Below are 15858 nucleotides of genomic sequence, written 5' to 3'. Positions count from 1 at the left end.
CCACGCTAGGAGTCGGAGGGTGTCCCGTCCGTCATTACGGGTAGGTGTGTCCGCGCGGATCGCCGAGAAGGCGGCTCCCCGTCCGGGGGATCCCCGCGCCGTCCGGCGGTCCGGAGAGACCAGAACGGTGCGACGCGCGCTGGTCCGCCTCGCTCGGAGTGCCCACGTCGTGCGGCACCTGGCCGTCGAGGTAGCGGCGCAGGACGCCGCGCGGCACCTCCTCCGCCACGAGGGCGAAGCAGAAGTGGTCGCGCCAGTCGCCGTTGATGTGGATGAACCGGCGCCGGAGACCCTCGTAGCGGTAGCCGAGCTTCTCGACCACGCGCAGGCTCGGGCGGTTCTCGGGCCGGATGCAGATCTCCATCCGGTGCAGACCCAGATCGAGGAACGCGTGGTCGGTCGCGAGGGCGACGGCGATCGGAGTGATGCTGCGGCCGGCGAACCGCTCGGCCACCCAGTAGCCGATCGATCCCGACGAGAGCGAGCCGTAGCCGATGTTCGAGATGTTCAGCTGCCCGGCGAGCTCGCCGTCCCACTCGATGAGGAACGGAACGCCTCCCCCGGCGCGGGCGTTCTGCTGCAGCGAGCGGATGCTCGCGCGCACGTCGAACGCGGCGCCGCCACGGGGATCGGACGCCTCCCACTGCCGCAGCCACGCCCGGTTGGCGACCAGCTCGCGCTCGAGGGGGCGGGCGTCGCGGACCCGGATCGGGCGGATCGTGACTCGACCCTCGGAGAGCGTCGGGACTGGCAGCGGCATGTCCCGACTGTACTGCGCGATCGGAGGGGCGAAGAGGGGTGGACCGGAGCGGTCGGACGGCTCACCGGGCCCGCGGATCCGGCCCGCACGCACGGGATCCCCCGCCGGAGCAGGGGATCCTGTCAGTGCTGCGCGAGGCGCGACCTCGTCGTCAGAGCGTGCTGACGAAGTCCTTCAGCCACGGCTTGAGGTCCTCGCCCAGGTCGGCGCGGTCGGACGCGAGCTGCACGATGGCCTTGATGTAGTCGAGCTTGTCGCCCGTGTCGTAGCGGCGTCCGCGGAACACGACGCCGTAGACGCCGCCGAACTCGGCCGGGTCCTGCGCCATGCGCTCGAGCGCGTCGGTCAGCTGGATCTCGCCGCCCTTGCCGGGCTGCGTGTGCTCGAGCACGCCGAACACGTCCGGCTTGAGGACGTAGCGGCCGATGATCGCGAGGTTGGAGGGCGCGTCCTCCTTCGAGGGCTTCTCGACGAGACCGGTGATGCGCACCACGTCGTCCTCGTCGGTGGCCTCGACCGCGGCGCAGCCGTACAGGTGGATCTGGTCGGGATCGACCTCGAGCAGTGCCACGACGGTCGTGTCGCGCTGCTCGGCGACGTCGATCATGCGGGTCAGGAGGGGGTCGCGGGCGTCGATGAGGTCGTCGCCCAGGAGGACGGCGAAGGGCTCGTCACCCACGTGGCGCTGCGCGCGGGAGACGGCGTGGCCGAGTCCCTTCGGCTCGCCCTGGCGGACGAAGTGCACGTCGGCCAGGTCGCTCGCGTACTTGACGTGCGCCAGCTTGGCGTCGTCGGCCTTCTTGCTGAGGTTGAGCTCGAGCTCGGGGACCGAGTCGAAGTGGTTGGCGAGCGCGTTCTTGTTGCGCCCGATGATGACCAGGACGTCCTGGAGTCCGGCGTCCGCCGCCTCCTCCACCACGTACTGGATCGCCGGCTTGTCGACGACCGGCAGCATCTCCTTGGGGATGGCCTTGGTCGCCGGCAGGAAGCGGGTGCCGAGACCGGCGGCAGGGATGACGGCTTTGCGGATACGAGTGCCCATGGGGCGTCACTATAGCGGCGGCGATGGTCGCGGATGTTTCGCGGAGAGCCCGGAGCGAGCAGTCGGCCCCTGTTCTGGGTCACCCCCGGATGAGCGGCACTCGTCGCGCTGCACCGCCGCCGATCCCGCCGGTCACCCCCGATCTAGACTGAGCGCATGCCAGCCGACACCACTCACGAGAAGCGGGCGCTGCGCGCCGAGCTGCGCGAGCGCCGACGCACGCAGACGACCACCGCTCGCGAGCAGGCCACCGCCCGCATCACGGAGCACCTCATCGACCTGGTCACCCGTCACGGTGCCGGGTCGATCGCGTGCTACCTGTCGGCGCCCGACGAGCCGAGCACCCGCCCGTTCCTCGGCTGGGCCGAGAGCCACGGCATCCGGGTCCTCTTCCCGATCTCGCGCCAGGACGGGCTGCTCGACTGGGCCGTCGGCGACGGGCACACCGAGACGCAGGGCCTGTTCGGCATGCCGGAGCCGGTCGGCGCCCTCCTCGGACCGATCGCGATCAACGACGTCGACCTGATCATCGTCCCGGCCGCCTCCGTCGACCGGACGGGCATGCGGATGGGCTGGGGTCGCGGCTACTTCGACAAGACCCTCGGCTCGATGGAGAAGTGCCCGCCGGTCTACGCGGTCGTCTTCGACAGCGAGCTCGTCGACCACGTGCCCAGCGAGGTGCACGACCAGGCCGTCGACGGCGTCGTGACGCCCTCGGGCGTCCTCGACATCGCGCGTTGAGCGCACTCCTCCTTCTCCCCTCCTCCTCATGTCCCCTTCGCTTCAGGAGCACCAGTGCCCACCTACTCCTACCGCTGCACGCAGTGCGGCAACGCCTTCGACATCCAGCAGAAGTTCACGGACGACACGCTGACGGAGTGCCCCAGCTGCCAGGGCGCGCTGCGCAAGGTCTTCAGCGCGGTCGGTGTGACCTTCAACGGGTCCGGGTTCTACCGCACCGACTCGCGCTCGTCCGGAGCGAAGGGGTCGTCGTCGGGGTCGGACTCGTCGTCGTCGTCGGGGAGCTCGACGCCGGCGCCGGCGTCCACGGGCGGGGCGTCGTCGGGAGGCTCCTCGTCGGGAGGCTCGTCGTCGTCGGGTTCCTCGGGATCCTCGTCCTCGGGCTCCTCCTCCGGGTCGTCCTCCTCCGGGTCGTCCTCCTCCGGGTCGTCCTCCTCCGGGAGCTGACCTCGGCGTCTCGCACTCGGCGACACGCCCTCCGCGCTCGACCCTCCGCCCGCCGGCAGAAACGGAACAGACCATGATCAACGGCTTCAAGGAGTTCATCCTCCGCGGCAACGTCATCGACCTGGCTGTCGCCGTGGTCATCGGCGCAGCGTTCACCACCATCGTCAACGCGATCGTCACCGGCATCTTCAACCCGCTCATCGGAGTGATCTTCGACGCGTCGTCGCTCGACTCGCTGGTCTGGCAGATCCGCCCCGCCGGTAACGGCCAGGACGCGTCGGTCCTGGCGTGGGGTTCGGTCCTCTCGGCCCTCATCCAGTTCGTGATCGTCGCGTTCGTGCTGTACTTCGCGTTCGTCCTGCCGATCAACCACCTCAAGAACGCGGCCTTCAAGAAGAAGATGGACGACGCTCCCGCCGCCGAGGACAAGGCGCCGACCGAGCTCGAGCTCCTCGCCGACATCCGCGACCTGCTCGCCAACGGCGGGACCGCCACGACCGCCAACTCGGGCAAGCACGTCGACTGAACTGTTCTGTTCTTCCTCGCCGGCGGCGAGGAAGAACCGCGGTCGGCTTCCCGAGGTGGGCGCGTTCCGCAGAGCGTTGTGCGGACGGTGCGTTCGAAACGCTCGCACGCGTTTCGGACGGCACCTGCACCCTGCGGAGGTCGCCCTCCGGACGACTCCGCGTTGCACCGTGGTGGCCGAGTGGTCGTCAGCAGGGGCGGCATCCCCTCCCCTGCTGGTCGAGTAGATGCCGCAGGCGGCGCATCGAGACCACCCGCCCTCAGGTGATGCGGATCTCGATACGCCCGCTGCGCGGGCTACTCGATCAGCAGGGAGCGGCCGCTTCCCAGGCTCAGCTCGATCAGCAGAGGCGCAGGACGTCGCCGCGCGGCTCAGTAGTGGGGCGGGACGTCCTGGCGGAGGCGGGAGTCGTTCGGGCCGGTGTCGGGGCGGAGAGGCGGTGCCTCCGGGTCGGGGACGGGCGCATCGTGCGGCGACGGGTCCGTGCCGGGCTTCGCGGGCAGGGTCGCCCGCCGACCGCCGCGCGAGCGCCGGAGCGGGCGATCGGCTCCGGCGGGTGCGGCGGTCGGCGAGTCCTCGGTCACGCGTCGTCGCGCGGCTGGATCTCGATCGGCTGGGTCTCGCTCGACACGGGCGCCGGCGCCGCCGTCGCGACGACCGCGGGAGTCGGCGTCTCGGGCTCGGGTGCGGGAGCCTCGTCGGCCGGACCCCCGATCAGCCCCGCGACCCGTGCGGCCACGGCCTCGGGGTCGGCGAACAGCTCGAAGTTGTGCACGCGCAGGTAGTGCCAGCCGAGACGGCGCAGCAGCTCGGGACGCAGCCGCAGCGAGACCCGGAGGCTCTGCGTGCTGACGTCGCGGTCGGTCTCGACCACGACGGCCCGCGTCCCATGAGCGGCCACCAGGGCCAGCTTGCCCTTGTGCCCGATGTTCACGCGCAGACCGCGGCGCTCGAGGCGCGCGGCCAGGTCGACCAGCATCGGCTCGGAGTAGTCGTCGCGGTCGCTCGGCTGGACGCGGTCCTCCGCCTCCTGCAGCACCTGCGCGAGCGCCACCATGCCGTGCCGCATGCGCGACTCGTCGATGTCGCCGGGCCGGAAGCACGAGACGATGTCCATCGAGCGACGGGCCCGGGTCATGCCGACCGCGAGCAGCCGCTCGCCGCCCGCCTCTGCCAGCGCGCCGAAGTTCGACAGCAGCCGTCCGTGCGGAGTGCGGCCGTAGCCGATCGAGAAGATGACGCGGTCGCGGCTCTGCGCGACGGACTGCTCGAGGGTCACGACGGTGAACGGCTCGGGCCGGTCGCCGAGGATGAAGTCGTTCAGATCGGTGCGCTTCGCGAACGCGGTGAGCACGGCCTGCTGCACGCGCACGGCGTGACGCGGGCTCGCGGTGATCACCATGAGCGACTCGCGCGGGCGGATGACCGCGTGCTCGAGGACCAGCTCGACGACCTTCGCGACCTCGGCGTCGACGGACTCGACCGCTCCGGAGTCGTTCTCGGGCATGCCGTGACCGCTCGCGATGTAGTGGAAGCGGAGCGAGTCGTGGCCGAGGAAGGATCCGGCCCAGGGCAGGGAGTCGATCCGGCCGCCGTAGAAGCGGCGGTTGACCAGCTCGGCGAGGTCCTCGCCGCCGGCCCGGTAGCTCCGGGTCAGCGTGACCGTGTTGAGCAGCTCGCCCAGGCGCGCGAGCGCCGACTGCGCGTGCAGGGCCTCGACATCGGTCCGGGTCGCGGTGCTGCCGAACTCGACCGACTCGTCGACGCGCAGGCCGAACGGAGTGGGCGTCTGCGTCACCGGGTCGCCGAACGCGACGACCTGCTTCGCGCGGCGGATCGCTCCGACGTTCTCGGCGAGGGTCGTGGCACCGGCGTCGACGAGGAAGACCGTGTCGAACGTGGTCTCGGTGCCGATGCGGTGCACCTCGTAGGGCGACACGAGCCACGCCGGAGCGAGCACGCGCGACAGGTGCGGAGCCGCCTTCTGCAGCTCCTGCGGAGTCGTCGCCGCCTCGGTGCGCAGCAGGGCCCGCAGCGCGTCGCGCTCCTGCGGCCAGTCGACGAGGCCGATCTTCCAGGTCTCGGACAGCTTCCAGGCCAGCAGCTCGGCGCTGGAGGCGGCGTGCGCCTCGTCGACGAGCTTGAAGTCGGCCTCGAGGCGGTCGAGAACGGAGGTGTTGCCGCCGAGCAGCGCACGCTCGTCGGTCAGCATGATCTCGAGGGCCGACCGCCACCAGGCGAGGTCGAGCTCGATGGCGACGAGCTCAGCGGGCACGTGGCGGCGCGAGAGGTCGGCGAGCAGCGGATCCAGGCCCCACTCGCGCAGCGTCGAGAGCAGCGTGGTGCGCTCCTGCAGGTTGGCCAGGACCTCGCTGTCCTCGGCGAGCCCGGAGACCATCGAGGCGAGCTCGGCCAGCGGGAGCGAGGCGAGCTGGACGTTGGTGCCGCGACGGCCGAGCGGCTCGTCGAGCCGGCCCAGGTCGTCGGCGACCTGCTGGTACGCGACCTGCACGTCGGCGACTCCGACCGGGACCTCGGGCACCGTGCCGGCGACGGCGTAGCGCTGCCAGAGGGTGCGCTGCTGCTGCACGCGGCGCAGCGAGGCGTTGAGATCGGTGACGTGCGCGCCGGGCCGCATGTACTCGCGGGCGAGCTTCTTCAGGCGGCGGCGGTTCGTCGAGGACATCTCGGCGGCGTCCCGACGCGGCGAGGTCGCCACGATGAGGTCCTGGATCGACCGGTCGAAGACGGCCGGCTGGAACTTGTCGAGGGTCTCCCGGACGTCCTGGAGCAGGCGCAGGTAGATGCCGAGCTCGGCGACCGACTCGAACGGGCGCATCCGGGTCTGGCCGATGACGTCCTGGGCGCGGTCGAGCAGTCGCGGCAGATCGCGCAGGTGCAGGCGCTTGGCGAGCTCGTGCGCCGCCTCCGCCTCACTCGTCGAATCGAAGTGCGCGCCGTACCACGGCGAGTCGCCCGGACCGTAGCGGAACTCCCCCAGCCGGGCCGACTCGATCAGCATTCGGGTGGCCTCGGGGCGGCTGTGCGCCAGAGCGGTCACGGCACGGCGCTCGAGGCGCGCGGTGGTCGACGGAGGGGTGCGCAGCTGCGACAGGCGCGCGAGCTCCTCGAGGGCCTGCAGCGCCGAGACACCGAAGCTGTCGTCGCGGCGCGAGAGGGCGCCGCGGTAGTCGAGGAGCACCTTCCGCAGGCGCAGCAGGGCGTCGTCGATCTCGCTGACGGAGGGGCGCGCGGCCTTCTCGTTGCGGCCGATCGACTGGATGAGGTCGCGACGCAGCGTGCGCGGGCCCACGGCGATGCCGCCCAGGCCGGCCGAGACCAGCCGCTGGTGGATGCTGTCGAGGCTCGAGCGGCGGGCGCCCACCACGAGCACCCGCTTGTGCTGCGCGGCGAGGGCGCCGATCGCGTTGACGATCGTCTGGGTGCCGCCGGTGCCCGGCAGGGTCTTGACGACGAGGGAGTTGCCGGCCGCGATGTTCGCGATGACCTGCTCCTGCTCGGCGTCGGCGTCGAGCAGGAGGTTGTCGGTCGCCGGCGGGCGCTCGTCCTGCGGGATGATCGAGGCGACCTTCTGCGACTGCTGGAGCGAGCGCTTGGCGGCCGGGTTGCCCGCGACCGCGTCCAGCACCGGGTGCTCGAGCATCCGGGCGTCGCGGAGCATGTCGCCCGCCACATCGGCGAAGCTCGAGACCACGAGGCGGGGGTGCACGGCGAACCAGGGCAGGTGCGACGTCAGCCCGCGGAGCTGGTCGATGACCGGCTGCGGCTTGAAGACGCCGCTCTGCACGGCGAGTTCGACGAACTGCTCAGGATCGACGGTGATCCCGAACTGCTGCTTGAGGGCGCGCGCGAGCTGCGGGTTGAAGAACGGCTGTCCCTTGAGCTTGAGCTCGAAGTCGCGGCCGTAGCGGCGGATCGCGAGCGGACGCAGCAGGACGGGAGCGGTGAACTCGGTCTCGCCCGCGCGCCACTGCGCCAGCCCGATCGCGAGGTGGACGCCCTCGATGCCGCGGACCGAGCGCAGCTCGATGCCCTTGTCGGTGATCGCCGCGGCCGCGTTCTTCGCGGTCCGCAGGGCGAGCTCGTCGCGGATGAGCGAGGAGAGGAGGGTCGTCTTGCCGGAGATGAAGGGAGGGAGGCCGCCCGGATGGGTGGTCGACAGCTCGATCCGCGTCCGGGGCGAGTCGACGAAGTGCAGGAGCGGAGACGGGCCGCCCACCTTCGCCAGCTCGTCACGCCACGACTGCCACACCGGATCCGCGACGTTGCCGCTGCGGTAGCCCGCCTCACCACTGGTCACCTGTCCGGGGGACGTGGTGGTGGAGGAGAGCTGGAGAGCGGACGCCTCCCGCGGGTCACCGGATTCGGGTGAGGTCGCCACCGGTCCGGCTCCTGGGAAATCGTCGACACGTTGCACACGGACACCCTAAACCGGGTACATGCGAAAGCCTGTAGCGACGCGGAGGACGCCCGGACGGGGGCGGCGGGTCGAGCGGGAACCGTCTCAGGGCGCCCAGGAGCCGAGCGGCGGGACGGTCTCGACGCTCCGGCGATCGGCGGAGACGCGCACGCGACTGGCCGTGCGATCGTGCCCACCGACGCACGCGACGACCGTCATCACGAGCTCGGCGTGATCGCGGGTGAGGTAGCCGAGGGCGGCGCGCAGGTCGATCGGGAGCCCGGTCGCCAGCGAGAGCGCGACGCGGGCGACGGCCTCCTCGGACAGGTCGAGCTCGTGCACGTGCCGCTCGAGCGCGGCGAAGTCGATCGACCGGTGCCCGCCGGAGCGGGTGCGCAGGACCCAGGGACGGGCGGAGTCGGCGCATCCTGCGCGGGCGAGGAGCTCCTCCGCGAGCCGCACGGCGGGACCGGCGGGCAGCCGGCTCACGACGAGGCCCCCGTGCGGCGTCGACGGACGGAGCGGACGACCACCGGCACGGCCGCGACGACGAGGCACAGCGCTCCCGCGATCGCCGGGGTGAGCCAGCCGAGCGCGCTGACGCTCTCGACCGACGCGCCGAGGTACTGCCACTCGGCGAGGGCGTGGACGAAGAGGGAGAAGAAGCCCAGGGCCACGCCCGTCAGAGCGGCGACGAGGTCGGCCGGGCGGACGACGCCGCGGCGCGCGGGCGCCGGTGGGGTGTCGCTCGGAGGAGTCCCGGTCGAGAGGGTGCTGACGAGGCCGGTGAGGGTGGGGTCGGGCATCCACCGATCACAGCAGCCGCGGCGGTACCGCGACATCGTCCTCGAGCATGATGTCGCGATCCGAGAGGCTGGTCGTGCGGGGCGCGTTCAAGCCGGAGCAGGCCGGGATCCGAGCGAGGACTGGAATCGGAGGAGGTAGCCGTCCGGGTCCAGGACCAGCACCTGGCGGACGCCCGCCTCCCGCTCCCCCGTCCGGTACCAGCGCGTCTCGGGCTCGAGGAAGAGCGCGACGCCCGCCTCCCGGAGCGCCACGGCCACGGCATCCGCATCGTCGACTCGGATCTGGAGATTCAGGCCCCGACCGAGTGGACGCTCGAGCGCGCGCGTGATCCAGTCACGCCCCGCGCCGATGCGGTCGAGCATGACGTGGGACCCGCCGCGGACGAGGTAGGCGAACCCCTCCTCGGGGCGGGAGTAGCGGACGGAGAAGCCGCAGGGGCCGCACCAGAAGGCCAGGCTGCGCTCGAGATCCCCGACCAGCAGCTCGGGCACGAGGTCGGGGTCGTCGGAGCTCACCGGCACAGGGTGCCACAGCACCGGGCGGACACCCCTCCTCAGTAGGGTGAGGCGATGACCGAGCCGCGATCCTCCGATGAGTGGCCGCTGCGGCAGGCGCCGCCCGCGTTCCCCCTCTCGGCCCTGCTGGTGGTGCCGATCACGATGGCGATCGCCGGGACCCTGAGTGTGGTCGCGATCTCCCAGCTGCTGTTCGTCCCCGTGCAGATCCTCGTCGTCGGCGGGCTGCCCTACGCGGTCCTGGCGCTCCTCGTCTCCGCCGCCCTGCGGATCCGCGTGCTCCGCCGACCGATCGACGAGCAGGCCGACGACCTCTTCGCGACCGGCCGGAGCCCCGCTCAGCGGATCACCTTCGCGGTCGCCGTCTGGCTGCTCGTTCTCTGGCTCGTCTGGGCCGCGCTCTGGGTGGCGACCGCCGAGGGGGCCTTCCTCCTGCTGGGCGGTCCGCTGGTCGTCGGAGCGGTGATCTCGATCGCGGCGAACGCCCGCCTGCTCTACTCGCCTCGGGTCGCGCTGGCCGAGGTGGAGGCGGTGCGAGCCCACGCACCGGGTCGGGGCGCGATCCTCGCCAACTGGGTGCTGGCTCCCCTGTCGTGGTTCGCCTTCGCGATCCCCGCGACCATGCTCGTCAGCGACGGCGTCCTGTTCTGACGGCGCCCCGCGTCGCGGGAGCGTACTCCGGCAGCCCGTTCTCGCGGCGGAAGCGCTCGAGGGCCCGGCGGTCGGGCAGCAGCAGCTTCGGCGCGTCGACGGACTCGAACGCGCGGAACAGCCGGAGCCGGCCGGCGCGCGCCGGACCGAGGAGGAAGCGCAGCATCGCGAGGCTCACGCGGTCGCGCGTGCCCTCCAGCCCTCCGATCCGATCGACCGGACTCCACGTGCGGCGGAGGTATCGGAGCACGCTCGTCGGCGTCGTCGCGTCGAGCAGGACGACACCGGTCGCCCGATCGAGCCGCTCGGGCAGCCAGCGCGAGTAGTTCCCCTCGATGACCCAGCGCTCGCAACGGACGGCGTCGCCGTGCAGGGCCGCGAACTCGTCGTCGGGGCACTCGACCCAGGCCGTCCCCGGCCGGTGGCGGTACTGGTCGAGGTGCACCACGGGCAGGCCGCGGGAGTGCCCGATCGCCGCGGCCAGGGTCGACTTCCCGCTGGTGGACGGGCCGATCACGCAGATCCGCTCGCCCAGGTCGTCGAGGGCGGGTGGGAGCGTCAGCGCGCCTCCTCCGGCGTCTTCGTGCGGCCGGGGAGCAGCAGCAGCCCCGAGACGCCGACGACGATGAGCAGGATCGCGACGACCGTGACGAAGGACGTCAGCGCGAGCACGGGCATGATGATCGTCAGGATCCCGGCGATCACCGAGGCGATCCCCGCCGCGATCGGCAGCCAGGCCGGGCCGGACACGGTGCGGCCGCTCGTGATGCTCGAGACGCCGTCGAGGATCCAGCCGAGGCCGATCACGAGGCCCAGCACCGTAAGGGACTCGAACGGGTTCGAGAGGCACAGGATGCCGGTCACGAGGATGAGCGCGCCGAGCAGGCCCGCGAGCCAGCGCACGCGCGCCTCGAGCCGGGAGGCGGTGAAGGCGAGGAGGAGGCGGAAGACGCCGGCTGCGATCAGGTGGATGCCGAAGACGATCGCGACCGTCAGCAGGGTCGGCCCCGGGATGAGCACGGCGATCACTCCGAGCACGATCGCGATCAGCGAGACGCCGATGATCCAGCTCCGCTCGACGGCGGTGCGGGACAGGGCGGGAGCGGCGTTCTCGGACATGGCGTTCCTTCGCATCGGGAGTGGGCTCTTCGAACGCTAGGCCACGTCGGACGGGACGCGCACCGCCTTGCGCCCGCCTGTCAGAGGCGCAATCGGCGCAGCAGCTGCGCGTTGAGCGCGACGATCACGGTGCTCGCGCTCATCAGCAGGGCGCCGACCTCCATCGGCAGCACGAAGCCGATCGGAGCGAGCACACCCGCCGCCAGCGGCACGCCCGCCAGGTTGTAGCCGGCGCCCCAGGCGAGGTTCTGCCGCATCTTCGCCGCGGAGGCACGCGAGAGCGTGAGGATCCGCACCACTCCCCGCGGGTCGTCGGAGGCGAGGACCAGACCGGCCGAGGCGATCGCCACGTCCGTCCCCGCGCCGATCGCGATGCCGACGTCGGCTCCGGCGAGCGCGGGAGCGTCGTTCACGCCGTCCCCGACCATCGCGACGCGCCGGCCCTCGGCCCGCAGCCGCGCGACGACGTCGTTCTTGCCGCCGGGCAGGACACCGGCGGCCACCTCGTCGATGCCGAGCTCGGCTGCCACCCGTCGGGCGACGGGCTCGGCGTCGCCGGTGACCAGAGCCACCCGCACGCCCTCGCGGCGCAGCGCCGCCACCGCCTCCGCGGACTCCGGGCGCACCGCGTCCTCGAGCACGAGGGCGCCGAGGACCGCGTCCTCGCGCAGGACGTGCAGCACGGTCGCGCCGCGGTCCGACGCTCCAGCGCTCTCGGCGAGCGGCGTGAGGCCACGCTCGCGGAGGAGGGCGGGGCCTCCGACGGCGATCCGGGCGCTGTCGACGACGGCCTCCACTCCGATGCCCCCTCGCGTGAGGAAGCCCTCGGCGCGCCGCTGCGACCCGCCCGCCGCGCGGACGATCGCCGCGGCCAGCGGGTGCTCGCTCTCGCGCTCGACGGCGGCGGCGAGGGCGAGCGACTCCGGGGCGCCGAGCACGTCGACGACCTCGGGACGCCCCAGGGTCAGGGTGCCCGTCTTGTCGAAGAGCACGGTGTCGACGGTGCGCATCGCCTCGAGTGCGGCACGGTCGGTCACCAGGATGCCGGCGCGGGCGGCCTTCTCGGTCGCGATCGACACGACGAGCGGGATCGCGAGGCCAAGAGCGTGCGGGCACGCGATCACGAGGACGCTGACGGTGCGCACGAGAGCCGTGTCGGGCCTCCCGAGTGCGAGCCAGACCGCGGCGGTGACGACGGCGGCGCCGAGCGCGAACCAGAAGAGCAGCGCGGCGAAGCGGTCGGCGAGCCTCTGCGCGCGCGACGAGGACGACTGGGCCTGCGCGACCAGGCGGCGGATGCCGGCGAGCGCGGTGTCGTCGCCGGTCGCGTCGACGCGGAGGCGCAGCCGGGCGTCGGTCGCGACGCTGCCCGCGACGAGGCGGTCGCCGACCGTGCGTGCGACGGTGCGCGACTCCCCCGTCAGCACCGACTCGTCGATCTCGGCGGAGCCCTCGAGGATCTCCCCGTCGGCCGGGACGCGGGCTCCGGGCCGCACGAGGACGACGTCGCCGACCGCGAGGTCCTCGGGCCGGACCCGCTCGACGCCGTCGGGCGTCTCGCGCTCGGCCTCGTCGGGCAGGAGAGCGGCGAGCGAGTCGAGGGCGCTGGACGCCTGCGCGAGCGAGCGCATCTCGATCCAGTGGCCCAGCAGCATGATCACGATCAGGAGCGCGAGCTCCCACCAGAAGTCGAGGCCGTGCGGCAACAGTCCTGTGCTCGCGCCGAGCGACGACACGAAGGCGACGGTGATCGCGAGGGCGATCAGCAGCATCATTCCCGGGGCGCGGGAGCGGACCTCGTCGAGCGCGCCCGTGAGGAACGGGCGGCCGCCGAGGACGAAGAGCACCGTGCCGAGCACGGGCGGGATCCACGCGATCCAGGAGGCGGAGGGGAGCCGGTAGCCGACGAGGTCGGCGAACATCGGGCTCAGCAGCACCGTGGGCACGGCGAGGACCAGCATCGACCAGAAGAGGCGGCGGAACATCGCGACGTGGCCGGAGTGGCCGTGCTCTCCGTGTCCGGCGTGCGCCTCGTGTCCTCGGTGGTCCTGCTGTCCGTGCCCGGCGGGGCTCCGAGCCTCGTCTCCCCGGTCATGCTCGTGCCTGACCGCTGCACCCGTCTCGTGCGTCATGCGCTTCTCCTTCCAATACCCCCGGGGGGTATCAACGAAGAGAGGCGCGGTCTATTCCCGATCCGCCGACGCGGACCTCTGCAGCAGCAGTGCGCCGACCCGAGCTCAGTGCTTCGGCGACGATCCCGCCGCGCGGTGACGGCGGATGCTGCGGACGACGAGCAGCAGCACCAGGACGCCGATCGCGCCGTAGATGATCGCGTCGAGCACCCCCGCGTACTGGTCGACGAGCTCGTACTGCGTGCCGAGTGCAGCCCCCAGGCCGATCAGCAGGCCGTTCCAGACGCCCGAGCCCAGGATCGTGAGCGCCGAGAACAGGAGGAGGTTCATCCGCTCGGCCCCCGCCGGGAGCGAGATCAGACTGCGCACGCCCGGGATCAGCCGACCGAACAGCACCGCCCAGGTGCCGTGCCGGCGGAACCAGCCGACCGCCTTCTCGAAGTCCTCGCGGTCGACCAGCGGCAGCTTCGAGAGCAGGCGGATCGAGCGCTCGGTGCCGATCCGGTAGCCGAGCCAATAGAGGACGAGCCCGCCCAGGTACGCGCCGAGGGTTGCGGTGATCACGACGAGCACGAGGTTCATCCGGCCCTGCTGGGCGAGGAAGCCCGCCAGCGGCAGCACCAGCTCGCTCGGGATCGGCGGGAACACCGTCTCGATGAGCGTCAGCAGCCCGACGCCCACCTCGCCGAGCGCAGCGATCACCCGAGCAGCGACGCCGACGAGCCCGGAGAGCTGGTCGATGCTGTCGGAGGAGGTGGAGGAGCCCGCGGAGGCAGGGGCGAGGGCGAGGGTCGCGATCGTCATGACTGAGAAGCTACTCAGTGCTCGAGCCCTTCACCTGGGAATCCGACGGCGTGGTCGATCCGGGGCGGTCAGGGAGCGCCGGTGAGGACGACCGCTCCGGACTCCTGCAGGCGCACCTCGACCGACGCGATGTCGGCGAGCGGCAGGCCGGTCGCGAGGGTCGGGTGCATCGAGCTGCCGGGGGTGCTCGTCCACGATCCGATCGGCTCGGAGCCGCCCGAGGTGTCGGTCACGTACATCACGTAGCCGACCGACCGCGCGCCGGGCGAGGACCCCTCGGCGCTCTCGCCCCAGCTGCAGTCCATGTCGATCCGCGTGCCCCAGTCCTCGGCGACGAACTCGACGGTCGCCTGCACCGGCACTCCGGGTTCGCTCGCGAGCGAGACCGTGTAGCCCGTGGTGTCGACGGTCGCGGCGGTCTCGCCGACGACCATCGGCAGCGCGATCGCGGCGGCGGCCGAGACTCCGGCGGCGGCGAGCACGAGGCCCGCTACCCGTACGCGCGTGCGGCGGCGGACGGAGTCGGTGGCGGCGGCCAGCCGGGACAGGAGCGCGGGCGGCGCGGTCTCGGCGGGTTGCTCCCGAGGGGTCTCGAGCAGACGCAGCGCCTCCTCGGCCGGCAGGTGCGCGAGGAGACCGGGCAGCGGGACGAACTCGCCGAGCCCCTCCCGGCACGCGGGGCAGAGCCGCAGGTGCTGCTCGTAGGCACGGCGGTCGGCACTCGACAGCGATCCGAGCAGGTAGGCGGCGTCCCAGTCCCGGAAGGCGTCGCCCTCGGGTGCGTCGTCACGCGGATCGGTGCTCACAGCTCGGTCACTCCTCTCTCCTGCAGTGCGAGCTTGAGCGCCCGCATGCCGTAATGCATCCGCGATTTCACGGTGCCGGGCGCGATGCCCAGCAGGTCGGCGATCTCGGCGACGGACCGGCCGCCGTAGTACGCGTGCACGATCACCGTGCGGTGCTCGAGGCTGATGCCGCTGAGCGCGTCCGAGAGCAGCCACGCGTCGAGCACCTGGTCGGTGCGGTCGGCGGACGGTCGCTCCGGCACCTCGTCGGTGCCGATCTCGCGCGCGTAGCGGGCGCTGCGACGGTCGTCGATGACGAGGTTGCGGGCGACGGTGTAGAGCCAGGAGCGCGCTGCGGCCTCGCCCTGGGCGAGGATCGCGGGGTTCTTCCACGCGCGCAGCAGCGCCTCCTGCACCACGTCCTCCGCCATCTGGCGGTCGCCGGTGAGCCGGAGGACGAACCTCCACAGCGCCGCCGAGTGCTCGTCGTGCAGTGCACGCAGCAGCTCGGCCTGTTCCTCGGACATGCACCACCTCTGACCCGTCCAACGTAACGGCGGCCCGTCCGGTTCATCCACGCCCCGGTTCGCGCCGACGGCCGCACTCTGGTACTCCGGGTACGGTGACCTTCCCCGACGCCGCCGATGCGGCCCGCGTGCGCGTGTTCCTGCGCGAGAACCGCGAGCAGATCCTCGCCGACGTCCGCCACCTCGTGATGATCGAGAGCCCGAGCGACTCGCTCGAGGCCCTCGGCGAGCTGCACGCCTACCTCGTGCACTGGGTCGGCGAGCGCCTCGGCCACGCCGCCGAGATCGAGCACCAGCGCGAGCAGGACGCTCCGCGCGCCTCGAGCTGGACCTTCCCGGGCAGCGCGCCGGGCCGGGGCCCGCGTGGGTCGCGGCCGTTCGTGGCGCTGCTCGGCCACTACGACACGGTCTGGCCGCTCGGCACGACCCGGGCCTGGCCCTTCGCGGTCGACGGCGACCGGCTGAGCGGGCCCGGCACCTACGACATGAAGGTCGGGCTCGTGCAGATGGTCTGGGTCGTCGCGGCGCTGCGGCACGCTCGGCTCGCCCACCCGGCGATCCGACTCGTGGTGAACGGCGACG

Annotated in this window: 18 protein-coding genes and 1 pseudogene; 5 read left to right on the top strand and 14 right to left on the bottom strand. The window is 72.3% G+C overall.

What is annotated here, in order from left to right:
* Positions 1–34: 34 nt before the first annotated feature.
* On the bottom strand, positions 35–760 hold the full coding sequence (locus tag ASF46_RS05155; RefSeq protein ID WP_082485390.1) for a GNAT family N-acetyltransferase: 726 nt from the start codon (positions 758–760) through the stop codon (positions 35–37).
* 151 nt (positions 761–911) lie between these two features.
* Positions 912–1802, bottom strand: a complete 891-nt coding sequence (galU, locus tag ASF46_RS05150) for a UTP--glucose-1-phosphate uridylyltransferase GalU (protein WP_056866654.1) — start codon at positions 1800–1802, stop codon at positions 912–914.
* 156 nt (positions 1803–1958) lie between these two features.
* Here galU and ASF46_RS05145 point away from each other — a divergent pair, with 156 nt between their 5' ends.
* Positions 1959–2543, top strand: coding sequence for a 5-formyltetrahydrofolate cyclo-ligase (locus ASF46_RS05145; RefSeq protein ID WP_056866653.1), 585 nt, complete (start codon positions 1959–1961; stop codon positions 2541–2543).
* A 54-nt stretch (positions 2544–2597) separates the two neighbouring features.
* Positions 2598–2738 (top strand): annotated as a pseudogene (locus ASF46_RS19880) (FmdB family zinc ribbon protein); the annotation flags it as partial.
* A 14-nt stretch (positions 2739–2752) separates the two neighbouring features.
* On the opposite strand, the gene ASF46_RS19875 reads toward ASF46_RS19880, so the two are convergent.
* Positions 2753–3016 (bottom strand): hypothetical protein, encoded by a 264-nt coding sequence (locus tag ASF46_RS19875; RefSeq protein ID WP_056866652.1) that lies wholly within the window; start codon positions 3014–3016, stop codon positions 2753–2755.
* A 47-nt stretch (positions 3017–3063) separates the two neighbouring features.
* Between ASF46_RS19875 and mscL the strand changes: the two genes are divergently transcribed.
* Entirely contained in the window at positions 3064–3516 is a 453-nt protein-coding gene (gene mscL, locus ASF46_RS05135; protein WP_200919664.1) for a large conductance mechanosensitive channel protein MscL, read from the top strand.
* Between the two features lie 371 nt (positions 3517–3887).
* Here mscL and ASF46_RS05130 read toward each other — a convergent pair whose 3' ends face one another.
* The 5 genes from ASF46_RS05130 to ASF46_RS05110 all read right to left on the bottom strand — a co-directional run bounded on the left by ASF46_RS05130 (position 3888) and on the right by ASF46_RS05110 (position 9258).
* Positions 3888–4100, bottom strand: coding sequence for a hypothetical protein (locus ASF46_RS05130; RefSeq protein WP_056866651.1), 213 nt, complete (start codon positions 4098–4100; stop codon positions 3888–3890).
* Entirely contained in the window at positions 4097–7918 is a 3822-nt protein-coding gene (locus ASF46_RS05125) for a DEAD/DEAH box helicase (RefSeq protein WP_082485256.1), read from the bottom strand. Before ASF46_RS05125 ends, ASF46_RS05130 begins: the two co-directional genes overlap by 4 nt.
* A gap of 123 nt (positions 7919–8041) precedes the next feature.
* Complete coding sequence (locus ASF46_RS05120) at positions 8042–8425, bottom strand: hypothetical protein (protein ID WP_056866650.1); 384 nt, start codon at positions 8423–8425, stop codon at positions 8042–8044.
* Positions 8422–8742 (bottom strand): hypothetical protein, encoded by a 321-nt coding sequence (locus ASF46_RS05115; protein ID WP_056866649.1) that lies wholly within the window; start codon positions 8740–8742, stop codon positions 8422–8424. The genes ASF46_RS05120 and ASF46_RS05115 overlap by 4 nt, the downstream gene beginning before the upstream one ends.
* An 87-nt stretch (positions 8743–8829) precedes the next feature.
* Positions 8830–9258, bottom strand: a complete 429-nt coding sequence (locus ASF46_RS05110) for a bleomycin resistance protein (protein ID WP_056867446.1) — start codon at positions 9256–9258, stop codon at positions 8830–8832.
* Between the two features lie 54 nt (positions 9259–9312).
* Here ASF46_RS05110 and ASF46_RS05105 point away from each other — a divergent pair, with 54 nt between their 5' ends.
* Complete coding sequence (locus ASF46_RS05105; RefSeq protein ID WP_056866648.1) at positions 9313–9909, top strand: hypothetical protein; 597 nt, start codon at positions 9313–9315, stop codon at positions 9907–9909.
* Here ASF46_RS05105 and ASF46_RS05100 read toward each other — a convergent pair.
* The 6 genes from ASF46_RS05100 to ASF46_RS05075 form a co-directional block, all read right to left on the bottom strand.
* Positions 9887–10426, bottom strand: coding sequence for a hypothetical protein (locus tag ASF46_RS05100; RefSeq protein WP_200919663.1), 540 nt, complete (start codon positions 10424–10426; stop codon positions 9887–9889). The two genes, ASF46_RS05105 and ASF46_RS05100, sit on opposite strands and share 23 nt — an antisense overlap.
* A gap of 41 nt (positions 10427–10467) precedes the next feature.
* Positions 10468–11028 (bottom strand): HdeD family acid-resistance protein, encoded by a 561-nt coding sequence (locus ASF46_RS05095; protein ID WP_055787874.1) that lies wholly within the window; start codon positions 11026–11028, stop codon positions 10468–10470.
* Positions 11029–11108: 80 nt separating this feature from the next.
* A complete protein-coding gene (locus ASF46_RS05090; protein ID WP_056866647.1) occupies positions 11109–13160 on the bottom strand; it encodes a copper-translocating P-type ATPase in 2052 nt (683 codons plus the stop codon).
* 105 nt (positions 13161–13265) lie between these two features.
* On the bottom strand, positions 13266–13964 hold the full coding sequence (locus ASF46_RS05085) for a DedA family protein (protein WP_056866646.1): 699 nt from the start codon (positions 13962–13964) through the stop codon (positions 13266–13268).
* 68 nt (positions 13965–14032) lie between these two features.
* Positions 14033–14770 carry an anti-sigma factor family protein gene (locus ASF46_RS05080; RefSeq protein ID WP_056866645.1) on the bottom strand — a complete coding sequence of 246 codons (738 nt, stop codon included), beginning with the start codon at positions 14768–14770 and terminating at the stop codon, positions 14033–14035.
* Entirely contained in the window at positions 14767–15276 is a 510-nt protein-coding gene (locus tag ASF46_RS05075; protein ID WP_056866644.1) for a sigma-70 family RNA polymerase sigma factor, read from the bottom strand. Before ASF46_RS05075 ends, ASF46_RS05080 begins: the two co-directional genes overlap by 4 nt.
* 95 nt (positions 15277–15371) lie before the next feature.
* Between ASF46_RS05075 and ASF46_RS05070 the strand changes: the two genes are divergently transcribed.
* The coding region (locus ASF46_RS05070; RefSeq protein WP_162240161.1) for a M20/M25/M40 family metallo-hydrolase at positions 15372–15858 on the top strand (487 nt) is incomplete at its 3' end.

The organism is Rathayibacter sp. Leaf296, from assembly GCF_001423045.1.
Lineage (GTDB): Bacteria > Actinomycetota > Actinomycetes > Actinomycetales > Microbacteriaceae > Rathayibacter > Rathayibacter caricis.
This window is presented reverse-complemented; position numbering and strand designations above follow the sequence as displayed.